A 14,955-nucleotide genomic window follows, 5' to 3' on the forward strand; every position below is an offset into this window, starting at 1 on the left:
GGATGGGTGAGCGGCGATTTTAACTGGCTGTGCGGCTGCCTTTGGCGCGACAGGATGTCCTTCTTGGGCGCACAATTTGCCGCGGGCGCAGGCCCGCACCGCAAACCGGAGAATTGCCCGTGGCGCTTTTAAGCAAATTTCGCAATCTTTTTCAGGCCCCCCCCACGCCCGTGGCAGCCTTGCCCATTGTTGACCCCACAGGGCAATTGCCCGAACGGCGGGGGCGCCCGCGGCTCAATGCCCGCCCCGATTTGCGCATCGTTGTCATCGACGACTCCGCCACCGTCTGTGCGGCACTGCGCAAGATTTTGCAAAGTATTGGCCTGAATGTGCGCATTGCCGGAGATGCGGAAAACGGCCTGGCCATGGTGATGGCCGATCCGCCCGACCTGATTTTTTTGGACATCGTGCTGCCGCAGATGAACGGATTCTCGGCACTGCGGGTGTTGCGCCGCAATGCGCTGACCCGCTCCATCCCGGTCATCATGATCAGCGGCAACGAGCAGGCCACCGAGCAGTTCTTTGGCAGCGCCATCGGTGCAGACGACTTCATGAAGAAACCGTTCTCACGGCTGGAGGTGTTTGAGCGCATCGAACGGCTGCTGGACGAACAGCACGTGCCGCGCCGCAAAACCCCCATGACCATGCCCGCGCCGCTGTCATCTACCTGATCCCCGGGGGGGCCTGGGGCGGAGTCTTGCGGGATAGGCTCAAAGATTGGTTTGGGGCGCTTTTCTCTGTAGTGCGACCAGCTCGCGCACCATGTGCTCCCCGGCCAGGCGCAACTTCTCCTGCATGGGCGCCATCAGGGACGGCAAGGCCGCCATCACACCTTGCATGATCTGTGGCATCTTGGTCACCATCGACCTGCCCACCGGGCTTTGGTAAAAAGTGATCATGCCGTCGACCTCTTCCTGGGTCAGATGCTGGCCGTAGAGCTGCAAATGCAAGGGCTTGATGCGTTCCATCGTCAAGGTTTCATTCACGATCTGCGTCGCCGTGAGCAGGTAGGCGTCGAGCACCTTTTGTTCCTCGGCAGTAGGTTTGCGGCCCTTCAGTGCTTGGTCCATGCTGGTTTTCATGGCGACATGAACCTGCGGCTTGATGCCATCCATGACTTTGTCTGCTTGCACCAGGCTCAGCAGTATCTCGATGGACTCGGGTGTCGGGGGCGCTGCGTGGGTAGACCAAGCGCAGAGTGTCAGCAGCGATGCAAGAAAAAAGCGTTTCATGGTGTTCTCCCTGGAAACGGTCAATGCTAGCGTCAAAGTGGGCGCAGGAACCCCTTGGCCGTGCTAGGCGGCGTCGGGTCTGGGATAATCTCGCCCCATGACTATCACCTACAAAGACGCCGACGGCATTGCAGGCATGCGCGTGGCGGGCAAACTGGCCTCCGAAGTTCTGGACTACCTGACCCCCTTCGTCAAACCCGGCGTGACGACCAACGAAATCGACAAGCTGGCGCACGACTACATCACCCAGGTGCAAGGCGCCATCCCCGCCCCGCTCAATTACACCGGCGGTGGCAACATCCCCTACCCCAAGTCCGTCTGCACCTCGGTCAACCACCAGGTTTGCCACGGCATCCCCAACGACAAGCAGCTTAAAAAAGGCGACATCGTCAACATCGATGTCACCGTCATCAAAGACGGCTGGCACGGCGACACCAGCCGCATGTTCATGGTGGGTGAGGTCTCGATTGCCGCCAAGCGCTTGTGCGCCATCACCTACGACGCCATGTGGCACGGCATCAAGATGGTCAAACCCGGCATCCACCTGGGTGACATTGGCCATGCGATCCAGAAATTCGCCGAAGGCCATGGTTTCAGCGTGGTGCGCGAGTTCTGCGGCCACGGCATCGGCCGCATCTTCCACGAAGAGCCCCAGGTGCTGCACTACGGCCGCCCTGGCACGCTGGAAAAGCTGGTCGAAGGCATGACATTCACCATCGAGCCCATGATCAACGCCGGCGGCAAGGACATCAAGGACGGCCCCGAAAAGGACGGCTGGAGCATCGTCACCAAAGACCGCTCGCTCTCTGCCCAGTGGGAACACACCGTGCTGGTCACCCCCACCGGCTACGAGGTGATGACGCTCTCCAGCGGCAGCCCCGCCACACCAGACTTTGTGAACGCCTGATTTTTACAAGCCCATGACCGAGCTGCAGGCCCTGCGCGCCGAGTACCGCGCGCACAAAGCGCAGTTGCTGCAAACCATTGCGGCCCCCCAATCCACCGGCCGCGCCGTGCGCAAGGTGCTGCAGCGCATGTCGCAGCTCACCGACAGTGTGCTGGTGGGCCTGTGGCAACAGGCCGGCTTGGGCGAGCCTTATGCGCTGCTCGCGGTGGGCGGTTTTGGACGCGGCGAGCTGTTCCCACACTCGGATGTGGACGTGCTGGTGCTGTTGCCAAACGGCCAGTCGCCCGAGTTCGACCCCGAGCTGCAGAAGAAGATCGAAGCCTTCATCGGCAGTTGCTGGGACGTGGGCCTGGAGATTGGCTCCAGCGTGCGCACCCTGGCCGACTGCCTGGCCGAGGCCGAAAAGGACGTGACGGTGCAGACCGCGCTGCTGGAGTGTCGGCTCATCACCGGCAACCAGGCGCTGGTGGCCCAGTTCCAGCAGGCCTTTTTTGCGGCCATGGACCCCAAGGCCTTTTTTGTGGCCAAGACGCTGGAGATGCGCCAGCGCCACACCAAGTTTGAAGACACCCCCTACTCCCTGGAACCCAACTGCAAGGAGTCGCCCGGTGGCCTGCGCGACCTGCAGGTCATTCTGTGGGTGGCCAAGGCGGCGGGCTACGGCAATGATTGGGCGGCCCTGGCTGCCTGTGGCCTGGCCACCGATTTCGAGATCAAGCAGATTCAGCGCAACGAGACCCTGCTGCTGCTGATCCGCGCGCGCCTGCACCTGATTGCCAACCGCCGCGAAGACCGCCTGATTTTTGACATGCAGACCGCCGTGGCCGAGTCGTTTGGCTACGTCACCCTGGCCTCCGAACCCAACAAACGCAATATGGTGCGCGCCAGCGAAGCACTGATGAAGCGTTACTACTGGGCGGCCAAGGCGGTGACCCAGCTCAACCAGATTTTGTTGCTGAACATTGAGGAGCGGCTCAACCCCTCCACCCATGCGCCGCGCCGCATCAATGACCACTTCAACGACAAGGCCGGCATGATCGAGGTGGCCAGCGACGACCTGTACCGCCGCAACCCCCATGCGATTCTGGAAACCTTTCTGGTTTACCAGACGACCGTGGGCGTGAAAGGCCTGTCAGCCCGGACACTGCGCGCCTTGTACAACGCACGCGACCTGATGGACGCCAAGTTCCGCAGCGACCCGGTCAACCGCAGCACCTTCCTGCAGATCATGCAAGCGCCCGAGGGCATCACCCACGCCATGCGGCTGATGAACCAGACCTCGGTGCTGGGCCGCTACCTGTGGGTGTTCCGCAAGATCGTGGGGCAGATGCAGCACGACCTGTTCCATGTGTACACGGTGGACCAGCACATCCTCATGGTGCTGCGCAATGCGCGGCGCTTCTTCATGGGGGAGCATGCGCACGAGTACCCGTTTTGCTCGCAACTGGCCTCAGGCTGGGACAAGCCCTGGATTCTGTACGTGGCGGCACTGTTCCACGACATTGCCAAAGGCCGTGGGGGCGATCATTCGGAGCTGGGCATTGTGGAGGCACGCCGCTTCTGCAAGCAACACAACATTGCCACCGAAGACGCCCGGCTCATCGAATTTCTGGTGGGCGAACATCTGACCATGAGCCGCATTGCGCAGAAGTCTGATTTGTCCGACCCGGAGGTGATCGCCGGGTTTGCCAAACGCGTGGGCAACGAGCGTTACCTGACGGCGCTGTACCTGCTCACCGTGGCCGACATCCGCGGCACCAGTCCCAAGGTGTGGAATGCCTGGAAGGGCAAGCTGCTGGAAGACCTGTACAAGTACACGGCCCGCGCCTTGGGCGGCCGCGCCCCCGATGCCGATGCCGAGGTGGAGCTGCGCAAACGCGAAGCGCTGGTGATGGTGGCGCTCTATGCCATGCCGTTTGAGGCCCACAAGCCGCTGTGGGACACGCTGGACGTGAGTTATTTCATGCGCCACGACGCGGCCGATATCGCCTGGCACACCAAACAGCTGTCGCGCCATGTGGCCACCGACCAACCGATCGTGCGGGCCCGCCGCTCTCCCGTGGGTGAAGGCTTGCAGGTGCTGGTCTACACACAAGACCAGCCAGACCTGTTTGCCCGCATTTGCGGCTACTTTGACCAGGGTGGTTTCAGCATTCTGGACGCCCGCATCCACACCACGCACAAGGGTTACGCCCTGGATACCTTCCAGGTCGTCACCACGGCGGACATGGACGAGCACTACCGCGAGATGACCAGCCTGCTGGAAACCGGTCTGGCCCAAGCCATAGCCGAGGCCGGCCCCCTGCCCGCGCCCAGCCGGGGCCGGGTGTCACGCCGGGTCAAGAGCTTCCCCATCGCACCACGTGTGTCGCTCAAACCGGATGAAAAAGCCCAGCGCTGGCTGCTCAACATTTCGACCAGCGACCGCTTGGGCCTGCTCTACAGCATTGCCCGCGTGCTGGCGCGCCATAACATTGTGGTGCAGTTGGCCAAGGTGGCCACGCTGGGCGAGCGCGTGGAAGACACCTTCCTGATCCACGGCCCGCAGCTACAGCACAACCGTGCGCAGATCGACATCGAGACCGAGCTGCTGGACGCCCTCAAAGCTTAGGCACGGCGGGCGTTCCGTACACGCAGGCCCGTTGGCGCCCGCTGTGTTTGGCCGCATAGAGGGCCTTGTCGGCCTGGGCAAACAGCTCGGCGGCGCCCCCGTCCAGCACCTCGGACCAGGTCACGATGCCAATGCTCACGGTGACATGGGGTGCGGTGAGCGAACGCTCGTGGCCAATCGCCAGGGCAGCCAGCGCCTTCATGACCTTGTCGGCCATGGCCGCAGCACCGGCTGCCGCGGTGTCGGGCAGCAGCAGGGCAAATTCTTCCCCTCCCAAACGGGCAGGCAAATCCTGTTGGCGGCAACTCGCCCGCAGCAGCCCGCCCAACTGGCGCAACACCGCATCCCCCGCCGGGTGGCCGTAGTGGTCGTTGTAGAGCTTGAAGTGGTCCACATCCAGCAACAGCAGGGACAGTGGTGCACTGTGCCGACCCAGCCGCACCAGCTCATGGGCCAGTCGCTCGTCAAACTGGCGACGGTTGGCAATGCCCGTCAGCGCATCGGTGCTGGACAACGTTTCCAGCACGCCCACCTGCTCGTGCAGCACCGCCAGCAGGCTGTTGATGCCCTGCGTCAGCGCCCCAATTTCATCGGGCCGTTCATAGGCCAGGGTCTGATCCCAGCGCCGTGTTGCACTGACGTCGGCCACCGCCGAACGCAAGCGGGCAATCGGCCGCACCAGCCACCAGTGCACCGTCATCAGGAGCACCAGCCCGGTGGCCACCGCCAACACCGCCAACTGCACCAGCACATTCACCACCACGCGCCGCCCCTGCTCCATCAGCTCACGGTGCATGCGGATGCGCACCCACGAGAGCGGGGTGTCATTCAGGTCCCGCAGCAGGTACTGCATGGCCATGGCGTCTTTCGAAAACTCTGCATAGAGTTCTCTCTTGGGCAGGTACTGCAGGGCCGGAAGCTCCCACGTCAACATGCCGGGCAAGGGGGCCGACGTGTGGTTGGCACCCAACTGCTCCAGGGTAAACGTGACCCCGGCAAACTGGGCCATGTGCTTCAGCGTGTGGGCATCCAGCTCCCGGGCCATCACGACCGTGCCCACGGCCGGTCCCTTGCCATTGCTCTGCACAATGCCGGTCCAGCACACCGCATTCAAGGCGTAGGCCACACGTGCCATCCCACATTCGGTGACCCCCGGTTGCACCGGAAAGCGGGCCCAGCGCTGCAACAAGGGGGCCACCAGGTCTTGTGCCTGCGCCTGCGCCCCACCGCTAAAGGCGCGGGGCCCAAAGCCCACCACGCGGCCTTGCAGGTCCACCAACATGATGGCGTGCAGGCTGGAGCTCTGCATGGCCTCAGCGCCCAGGTTGCTGCGTGCAAACACCGGGTTGGGGCGCTGCATGTGCTGGTACAAATCGTCCCAGAAGGCCCAGTCCCGGTTCTGGTTGCCGACGCTGACCATCTCCTGGTCAAACAGGCTGACCACACGCTTGGCACCCTCTTGGGCAAAGCTGTGCTCCATGCTGTCAAAGGTGGGCAAGAGGCTGTTGCGCATCAGCAGCAAGCCAACGCTGCCCATGCACCCAAACACGAGGACAAAAACCAGCACGATCCGGGGGCCAATTCCCAGACCGGCCATCAGTAGGCGAATGGGAGTGCGCATGGCGTGAACACACAGTTCTTCATGGAACTCCAGCTTAGCGCTGAATGCGACCGCACGCCACCCCGATACAAACCCGCAGTTTTAGGGTGTTTTAGTTCCTCAGCCCTTATGGAATATGCGCGAATAGCTATCAATTCAATAGCAATCAAGGGCCTCAATCGTCCTCTGCCGCCGCAATCCCGGGGAACAGCACCTCGGTGTAGCCAAACTGGCTAAAGTCGCGCATCCGCATGGGGTAGAGCTTGCCCCACAGGTGGTCACACTCGTGCTGCACCACGCGGGCATGGAAGCCCTCCACCGTGCGGTCGATCGGGTCGCCATACGGGTCAAAACCCGTGTAGCGGATGTGCGACCAGCGCGGCACCATACCCCGCAAGCCGGGTACCGAGAGGCAGCCTTCCCAGTCACTCTCTTCGGCTTCGCCCAGCGGCGTGATGATGGGGTTGCACAACACGGTGGGAGGCACGCTGGGGCGGTCCGGGTAGCGCGGGTTGCGCTCGTTGGAGCCAAAAATTACCAGTTGCAAGTCCACACCAATCTGCGGTGCTGCCAGTCCGGCCCCATTGGCCGCGCGCATGGTGTCCAGCAAGTCGGTGATCAGCAGATGCAAGGCATCGCTGTCAAAGTCTGTCACCGGCTGCGCTGTGCGCAACAGGCGCGGGTCGCCCATCTTCAAAATTTCACGAACGCTCATGGTTGTTTCCTCGGTCTGGCTGTGACAGTCGTCAGGACGTGGCCGGTGCGGCACGCCAAGGCGCACCGGTCAGCAAGCGCCAGGCATTGCCATAGGCAATCTGGTGGCGGCTGCGCTCACTCAGCGCATCCAGAATCAGGCTGCGCAGGCGCTGGATATTGCGGGTGTATTCCTGCTCTACGGGTGGCCGGTAATCACTGGCGGCGAGAAAACGGTCGGCATGCTGCTCCAGCACTGACTGCCAGCGCGGGTCGAGTCGGCCCTCGCGAAACAAGGTTGAATCCCGCGCTCCCGACGGCTGGTAGATATGCTCGGGCGCCGGCACGGCGAGATCCCAATGCAGGCCCGGGTAGCGTTCGATCAGGCCGCGCACATAGTCGGGAGAGTAGCCGGTGGCGCGCTGTTCATAACGCACCATGCCCGCGTGGCACCAGATGACGCGCGCCTTGGGATAACGTGCAAGCATGGCCTCCAGCACCGGCAGCAGTCGATCCTCGATTTCGTAGTGCAGCTGAAATGCCACGCCGGTTTCTTCGCTGAGCTGGAACAGGGCATGGCCCGCAGGGCCGTCCAGCGCAATGGTGATGTCGCGAGATGTCTGGCCAGCCGCCACCTGTTCGGGCGAGGGGTAATGGCGAAACTCGTGCTCACCCATCAGGTAGTAGCGGCCATTTTGCAGTTCCTTGCGAACCCCGGACACAAATGCCACGGGATCGTTCCACCATCGCGGAAATTCGCCGCTGTTGCTGGTCGGGATGAAGTACTCGGGATAGTCCCGGTGCAGGTCTAGCGCAGGTTGGCTGTTGGCTGCGTTGGCCGGTGCAAACGCAATCTGCGCCACGTCCAGCGCGTCCATGCGCTCGATGAGGTAGGCAATATTGGTACGGCCCGCGACATAGGTGGCTTCAATATCGATCAGGGGCAGGCGTTGCCGGTCCAGCATGCGCTGGATACGCCCGCGCCAGCCCAGGATGGACGCCTCACGCCCCGCACCTTGTGCCTGCGACACGCCAGGCCAGGCAAGCGTCAGGCTTGCGAGCGCGACGCCCGCCGTACCCAACAAGTAGCGACGACGGATCATGGCTCTGGTGCCTCCGCACCTGGGGCCAACAGCGCCAACATGGCCGCCTCATCCAGCACGGGTACACCCAGCTCCTGGGCTTTGTCCAGCTTGCTGCCAGCTTCGGTCCCCGCCACCACATAGCTGGTCTTCTTGCTGACCGAGCCGGCCACCTTGGCGCCGGCCGCTTCCAGCAGATCCTTGGCTTGGTCACGGCTCAAGGTGGGGAAGGTCCCCGTCAACACAAATGTCTTGCCGACCAGCAGCTTGGGAGTCTGCGCCGCGGCGTCACCCTCCTCCCAGCGCACACCGCAGGCGCGCAGTTGCTCCACCACTTCGCGGTTGTGTGGCTGGGCGAAAAAGGTGTGCAGGCTTTTGGCGACGATGGGGCCTACGTCGCTCACCCCCGTCAGGGCCTCCTCGGAGGCATCCATGATCGCGTCCAGCGTGCCGAAGTGGCGTGCCAGTTCTTTCGCCGTGGCCTCGCCCACATGGCGAATCCCCAGCCCAAACAGGAAACGGGGCAGCGTGGTCTGCTTGGATTTTTCCAGCGCATCGACGATGTTCTGGGCTGATTTCTCAGCCATGCGGTCCAGCGCAGCGAGTGCGCTCAGCCCCAGCTTGTACAGGTCCGGCAGGGTGCGGATCACCTGCATGTCCACCAACTGCTCCACCAGCTTTTCGCCCAAGCCTTCCACCTCCACGGCGCGGCGTTGCGCGTAATGCAGGATGGCCTGCTTGCGCTGGGCCGGGCAGAACAGGCCACCGCTGCAGCGGTGGTTCATCTCGGTCTTTTCACGCACCACGGCACTACCGCAGATGGGGCAGCTGCGAGGCATGCGGAAGTTGGGCACATAAGTGGTCCGCGGGCTGGTGCTGACAATCCCGACCACTTCGGGAATCACATCCCCTGCGCGGCGAACGATGGCTTGGTCACCCACACGCACCCTCTTGCGCCGCAGTTCAAACAGGTTGTGCAACGTGGCGTTGGACACCGTGGTGCCCCCCACAAACACCGGGTCGAGGCGCGCTACGGGGGTGAGCTTGCCGGTGCGGCCCACCTGCACGTCAATGCCCAAGACCTTGGTGATTTGCTCCTGCGCCGGGTATTTGTGCGCCACGGCCCAGCGCGGCTCGCGCGTGACAAAACCGAGCTGCCGCTGCAGTGGCAGGCTGTTGACCTTGTAGACCACGCCGTCAATGTCGTAGGGCAGCTGGTCGCGCGAGGCACCGATGTGCTGGTGGTGCGCTATCAATTCAGGAGCGCCTCGCGCAATATTCACCTGGGCTGCGACCGGAAAACCCCATGATTTGAGGGTTTGCAGCATGGCATAGTGCGTGGCGAATGCCGGGCCGCCCTGCTCTGCCGGCGTGACCTCCCCCAGGCCGTAGGCAAAAAAACTCAGTGGCCGCTGGGCGGCAATGCCGGGGTCCAGCTGGCGCACGGCCCCGGCGGCCGCGTTGCGCGGATTGACAAAGGTTTTTTCGCCCTTCTCGCGCTGCTTCTCGTTCATGGCCTCGAAGTCGTCGCGGCGCATATAAACCTCGCCACGCACTTCCAAAACAGCAGGCACACCTTCCGGCAGGCGCAAAGGGATTTGGCCAATGGTGCGGATGTTTTGCGTGACGTCCTCGCCATATTCACCATCACCGCGTGTAGCGGCCTGCACCAGCACGCCCTGCTCGTAGCGCAAGCTCATGGCCAGGCCATCGAACTTGAGTTCGGCCACGTACTCCACCGGTGCGTCGCTCGGCGTCAGCTCCAGCTCTTTGCGCACCCGGGCGTCAAAGGCTTCGGCCCCGGTAGATTCAGTGTCGGTCTCGGTGCGGATGCTGAGCATGGGCACCACATGGCGCACCGTGGCAAACGCATCCAGCGGTTTGCCGCCCACGCGCTGGGTGGGTGAATCGGGTGTCACCCACTCGGGGTGCGCCATTTCCAAGGCCTGCAGCTCGCGAAACAGGCGGTCGTATTCCGCATCGGGAATGGTGGGCGCATCCAGCACGTAGTACTGGTGGGCATGGTGGTGCAGCTGGGCATGCAGCGCCAGCAAGCGATCGTGGTCCGGCGTGGCCGGCTCGGGGGAAAACAAGTCCAGCGTGGCCATGGAAAGCGGAAGGAGTTAACTGAAGAGGCGCCGTGCCAGCGGGGAGCCGGCAGCCAGGTCACGCTGTTCCAGCGTGTCGTACAGGGTTTGCAGCTCGGTGCCAATCACATCCATGGTCTGTGCGGGCAGTGGCTGGCCATTGTCGTCCGTCACCACGCCCTCCATGGCCTGGGCCAGTGCGGCGGCCGATTCGCGCATGCGCTCGAAGGCATGTTCGGCGCGGTCTACCTGCGCCACGTCCAGGTGCAGGCTGATGTCGCGGATCGCCGACTGGGCCGGGTCGTCGGCCAGTGCAGCCTGCGAGTCAAAGCCCAGCACCAACACCGGCGGCAGGCCTTCCTGTGATGCGGGCAACACCATACGGCCCGGAATCACGCCCGGCACAAACCCCAAGCGTGCAGCATTCTGGTGGATGTAACCAGGGCTCCATGAGGCATTGCGGGCGCGGATAGTGAAACCCAGCTGCGCGTCATGCGCACTGGCAAATTGGTCCAACTCACGTGCGCGGGCCACTTCGTCCAGCATCTCGGGAAACTCGGGGGTGGCGTTGATGGCGTCGGCAAAGGCCTGGGTTTTGACCACGAACTCGGAGTACTCGATCTCATTGAGCGCCCCCGAGCGGTTGGCCAGTTGCACACCGGCCTGGAATCCACCGTAACGCTGGCCGGGCATGGGCGCTTCCCACACCAAGGTGTGCAGGTTGTAGCCCTCGACCGAGAACGGCTTGGTGCCCGCACGGCGTGTGCTGGGCAAGGCCGCCAGCGCCGCCTCGCCTGACACCGCAGACACGCTGGGGTCCAGCGCTACGGTGGCGATCACGTCAATCAGCGAGTCCATCACCGGGCGACGGGGGGGCTGTGGGAGCGAAAACTCTGGCGTATCCAAGCCGCTGTCGGACAGCGTGGGCTCCTGGTCTGCCGGGGCCGCCGTGTCTGTGCTGGGTTCGGGCAGGGCCTGGCGCGGGGCGTTGCGGCGTGAGGTCCAGGCACTGTGGGCCACCACGCCGGCGAGCACGATGCCGCCTGCGATGGCCAGTCCGAGTTGTAAGTTGCTCATCGTTGGAATCTTGTGTGGTTTGCGGGAGATGCGCTCCGCAGGTCAGGCCAGTTCAGCCAGGGTGACGGCGGACTCCATGTCCACGGCCACGATACGGGACACGCCCTGCTCCTGCATGGTCACACCAATCAGTTGTTCGGCCATTTCCATGGCAATCTTGTTGTGGCTGATGAACAGGAACTGCGTGCCCTTGCTCATGCTGGAGACCAGCTTGGCATAACGCTCCGTGTTGGCATCGTCCAGCGGCGCGTCCACCTCGTCCAGCAAGCAGAACGGTGCGGGGTTCAACTGGAAGATGGCGAACACCAGCGCAATCGCGGTCAGCGCCTTTTCGCCACCCGACAGCAGGTGGATGGTCTGGTTCTTTTTGCCGGGCGGCTGGGCAATCACCTGCACGCCGGAGTCCAGAATTTCATCGCCGGTGATGACCAGGCGCGCATTGCCACCGCCAAACAGCTCGGGGAACATGCGGCCGAAGTGCATATTCACCTGATCGAAGGTGCCCGACAGCAGCTCACGCGTTTCCGCGTCGATCTTGCGGATCGCGTCTTCCAGCGTGTTCATGGCCTGGGTCAGGTCCACGTTCTGCATGTCCAGGAACTGCTTGCGCTCGCGCGCGGCGGCCAGTTCGTCCAGCGCAGCCAGGTTGACGGCGCCCAAGGCCGCAATTTCGCGGTGCAGGCGGTCGATATCGCCCTGCATGCCAAACAGGCGAACATTGCCGTCCTTGATGCTTTGTTCGATGGCTGCCAGGTCTGCCTGGGCATCCACCAACTGGGCTTCAAACTGCTCAAAGCCCAGGCGGGCGGCCTGTTCTTTCAGCTGGAACTCGGTGATGCGCTGGCGCAAGGGTTCCAGCTCACGCTCCAGCTGCATGCGGCGCTCGTCGCTGGCACGCAGCTTGGCGGTCAGGTCATCGTATTCGCTGCGCTTGGCACCCAGGGCCTGTTCACGCTCCAGCTTCAGGGCCAGCGCGTTTTGCAAACCAGCCTGGGCAGCAGCATCGGTCAGGCGGGTCAGCTCGTCCTGGGCGCGCTGCTGCTCGGCCAGCACGCTTTGGGTTTGCTGCGCCGCGGTTTCAATGGCCCGGGAGAGTTCGGCATTACGCGCCTGCAGGCTGCGCTGGGCGAACACCGCCTCTTGCGCCTGGCGCTCCAGGCTGCGTTGCTGCTCCCGGCACTGGGCCAGTTTGCGCTGGCCTTCGATCACACGTTCTTCCAGTTGGGCGTGGCGCTCCTGGCTGTCGGCCAATTGCATGTCCAGGGACTCAAAGCGGCCTTCGGCTTCCACGCGGCGCTCCTGCAGGTCGTCCAGTTGGGCTTCCACCTCGGACATATCGGCTTCGATCTGTGCGCTGCGGGCCCGGGTCTGCTCCAGGATTTGGGTCAAGCGCAGGGTCTCCACCTGCAACTCGTGCGCGCGACTTTGCGTCTCTGCGGCTTCGCGGCGTACACCGACCAGGCGCTGGGCGCTCTCAGCGTAGGCGCTCTCGGCGCGGCTCAGGGCCACACGGGATTCGTCCGCGATCAACTGCTGGGCACGCAGCTGCTTTTCAAGATTTTCAATCTCCTGTGCGCGGGCCAACAGACCGGCTTGTTCGGAATCCTGTGCGTAAAAGCTCACGCTGTGCGCCGTCACCACATGGCCGGACTTCACATAAATGCTCTCGCCGCCCTGCAGCTTGTCGCGCTGGGCCAGGGCATCTTCAAAACTGCTGGCGGTGTAGCAGCCCTGCAGCCAGTCGGTCAGCACGGCCTTTTGGCCGGCCTCGTTCACGCGCAGCAGGTCCGACAGGCGCGGCAAGCTGCTGGCGCGCTCCGGTACGGTTGCCAAGGGCGGGCTGTAGAAGGCCAGCTTGGCGGGAGGCGCGTCCACCGCGAAGGCGCGCAGCATTTCCAGTCGCGATACTTCCAGCGCACCCAATCGCTCGCGCAACGCACCTTCGAGGGCGTTTTCCCAACCTTGTTCGATATGGATGCGAGTCCACAGGCCCTGCAAATGGCCCAAGCCGTGTTTGGCCAGCCAGGGTTGCAGCTTGCCGTCGGTCTTGACCTTCTCCTGCAAGGCTTTCAGGGCTTCCAGGCGGGCCGAGAAGTCGGCCTGCTTGGCGGATTCGTCGTTCACAGCCTGCTGCTGGCTGCGGCGTGCTTCGTCAAGTTGTGGCACGGATTCCTGCAGGTCTTGCAGGCGCGCATCGGCAATCTGGTTCGCCTCCTGCGCAGCTTCCAGCTGTTCCTGCAGGTTCACCAAGCGCGCTTCGTCCGGGGCCGACAGCGCATTGCGGTCGGCCATCAGGCGGTCGCGTCGGGTACTGAGCTGGCGGCTTTGTTCTTCAATGTTGCGCTGTTCGGCGGCCAGCACCTGGATCTGCTGCTGCACCTGCATCACGCCGCCGCGCTGGTCGTTGGCCTGGCTCTGTGCCCTGGCCACGGCCTCTTCCATGTCGGGCAACTGCATGGCTTGCTCTTCCACCTGGGCGGCCAGCAGCTCGGTTTGTTCTTCGCCCAAGGCGGCCAGTTCGGCCAGGCGTTCGATTTCGGCCTGGGCATCGTCACGGCGTACGGCCCATTCGGCAATCTGGTCTTTCAGCGTCACCATACGCTGCTCCACGCGCTGGCGGCCCTCCACCACAAAGCGGATTTCAGCCTCCAGCCGGCCCACGTCGGTGCTGGCCTCGTACAGCAGGCCCTGGGCCTGGTTCACCTGGTCGCCCGCCGCGTAGTGGGCCTGGCGCACGGTTTCCAGATCAGCCTCGATGTGGCGCAGGTCGGCCATGCGCGATTCGAGCGCGTTGACCGCCGCCAAGCCTTCGGACTGCACCTTGGCCTGGTCGGCCAGCGCTTCGGCACGCTTCAAGAACCACTGCTGGTGCTGCTTCTGTGTCACGTCAGCCTGCAAGGCGTTGTACTTCTGGGCGACTTCGGCCTGCTTTTCCAAGCGCTCCAAATTGCTGGTCAGCTCGCGCAAGATGTCTTCCACCCGGGTCAGGTTCTCGCGGGTGTCGGAGAGGCGGTTTTCCGTCTCGCGGCGGCGCTCCTTGTATTTGGACACGCCCGCCGCTTCTTCGAGGAACAGGCGCAGTTCTTCAGGTTTGGATTCGATGATGCGACTGATGGTGCCTTGGCCAATGATGGCGTAAGCACGTGGGCCCAGGCCGGTCCCCAAAAACACGTCCTGCACGTCGCGGCGGCGCACGGGCTGGTTGTTGATGAAGTAGCTACTGGTGCCGTCCCGCGTGAGCACGCGCTTGACGGCAATCTCGCCAAACTGGCCCCACTGGCCGCCGGCCCGGTGGTCGGCGTTGTCAAATACCAGTTCCACGCTGGAACGGCTGGCCGGCTTGCGCGTGGTGGTGCCGTTGAAGATCACGTCCTGCATGGATTCGCCACGCAACTCGCTGGCCTTGCTCTCGCCCAGTACCCAGCGCACGGCATCCATGATGTTGGATTTGCCACAACCGTTGGGCCCCACCACCCCCACCAGTTGCCCTGGCAACAGGAAGTTGGTGGGCTCCGCAAAGGACTTGAAGCCGGATAACTTGATGGAATTGAGGCGCACGGATCGATGGTGTCTGCTCTAAGCAGTTGATTTCATTGGATTAATCAGTCAGCGATGACTGACGAATGGCCCCCGATGATACTGTGTAGCAGGTGCACGCCCCGCCCT

At 63.4% G+C, this 14,955-nt stretch carries 10 protein-coding genes; 3 read left to right on the top strand and 7 right to left on the bottom strand.

Going from position 1 to position 14,955, the window contains the following annotated elements; translation table 11 throughout:
- Positions 1 to 170: 170 nt before the first annotated feature.
- A complete protein-coding gene (locus tag AC3WS7_RS02065) occupies positions 171 to 671 on the top strand; it encodes a response regulator (protein WP_492655207.1) in 501 nt (166 codons plus the stop codon).
- 39 nt (positions 672 to 710) lie between these two features.
- Here the strand turns inward: AC3WS7_RS02065 and AC3WS7_RS02070 are convergent, their stop codons facing one another.
- A complete protein-coding gene (locus AC3WS7_RS02070) occupies positions 711 to 1,232 on the bottom strand; it encodes a DUF2059 domain-containing protein (protein WP_492655208.1) in 522 nt (173 codons plus the stop codon).
- A gap of 97 nt (positions 1,233 to 1,329) precedes the next feature.
- On the opposite strand from AC3WS7_RS02070, the gene map reads away from it, so the two are divergent.
- Both map and AC3WS7_RS02080 read left to right on the top strand, forming a co-directional pair.
- Entirely contained in the window at positions 1,330 to 2,139 is an 810-nt protein-coding gene (gene map, locus AC3WS7_RS02075; RefSeq protein ID WP_296466304.1) for a type I methionyl aminopeptidase, read from the top strand.
- Positions 2,140 to 2,152: 13 nt separating this feature from the next.
- Positions 2,153 to 4,750 carry a [protein-PII] uridylyltransferase gene (locus AC3WS7_RS02080; protein WP_492655209.1) on the top strand — a complete coding sequence of 866 codons (2,598 nt, stop codon included), beginning with the start codon at positions 2,153 to 2,155 and terminating at the stop codon, positions 4,748 to 4,750.
- Here the strand turns inward: AC3WS7_RS02080 and AC3WS7_RS02085 are convergent.
- The 6 genes from AC3WS7_RS02085 to smc all read right to left on the bottom strand — a co-directional run bounded on the left by AC3WS7_RS02085 (position 4,740) and on the right by smc (position 14,847).
- Complete coding sequence (locus AC3WS7_RS02085) at positions 4,740 to 6,371, bottom strand: diguanylate cyclase domain-containing protein (protein WP_492655210.1); 1,632 nt, start codon at positions 6,369 to 6,371, stop codon at positions 4,740 to 4,742. The two genes, AC3WS7_RS02080 and AC3WS7_RS02085, sit on opposite strands and share 11 nt — an antisense overlap.
- A gap of 154 nt (positions 6,372 to 6,525) precedes the next feature.
- A complete protein-coding gene (def, locus tag AC3WS7_RS02090) occupies positions 6,526 to 7,065 on the bottom strand; it encodes a peptide deformylase (RefSeq protein ID WP_296466313.1) in 540 nt (179 codons plus the stop codon).
- 31 nt (positions 7,066 to 7,096) lie between these two features.
- A complete protein-coding gene (locus AC3WS7_RS02095; RefSeq protein WP_492655211.1) occupies positions 7,097 to 8,146 on the bottom strand; it encodes an amidohydrolase family protein in 1,050 nt (349 codons plus the stop codon).
- Positions 8,143 to 10,233: an NAD-dependent DNA ligase LigA gene (gene ligA / locus AC3WS7_RS02100; protein ID WP_492655212.1), complete on the bottom strand. Its 2,091-nt coding sequence runs from the start codon at positions 10,231 to 10,233 to the stop codon at positions 8,143 to 8,145. Before ligA ends, AC3WS7_RS02095 begins: the two co-directional genes overlap by 4 nt.
- Positions 10,234 to 10,248: 15 nt before the next feature.
- Positions 10,249 to 11,289, bottom strand: coding sequence for a cell division protein ZipA C-terminal FtsZ-binding domain-containing protein (locus AC3WS7_RS02105; RefSeq protein WP_296466324.1), 1,041 nt, complete (start codon positions 11,287 to 11,289; stop codon positions 10,249 to 10,251).
- Between the two features lie 42 nt (positions 11,290 to 11,331).
- The gene (gene smc, locus AC3WS7_RS02110) at positions 11,332 to 14,847 is read right to left on the bottom strand and encodes a chromosome segregation protein SMC (protein ID WP_492655213.1); all 3,516 of its coding nucleotides are present in this window, start codon (positions 14,845 to 14,847) and stop codon (positions 11,332 to 11,334) included.
- Between the last annotated feature and the right edge of the window lie 108 nt (positions 14,848 to 14,955).

This window comes from Rhodoferax sp. EU05-FHT12H12, assembly GCF_058791215.1.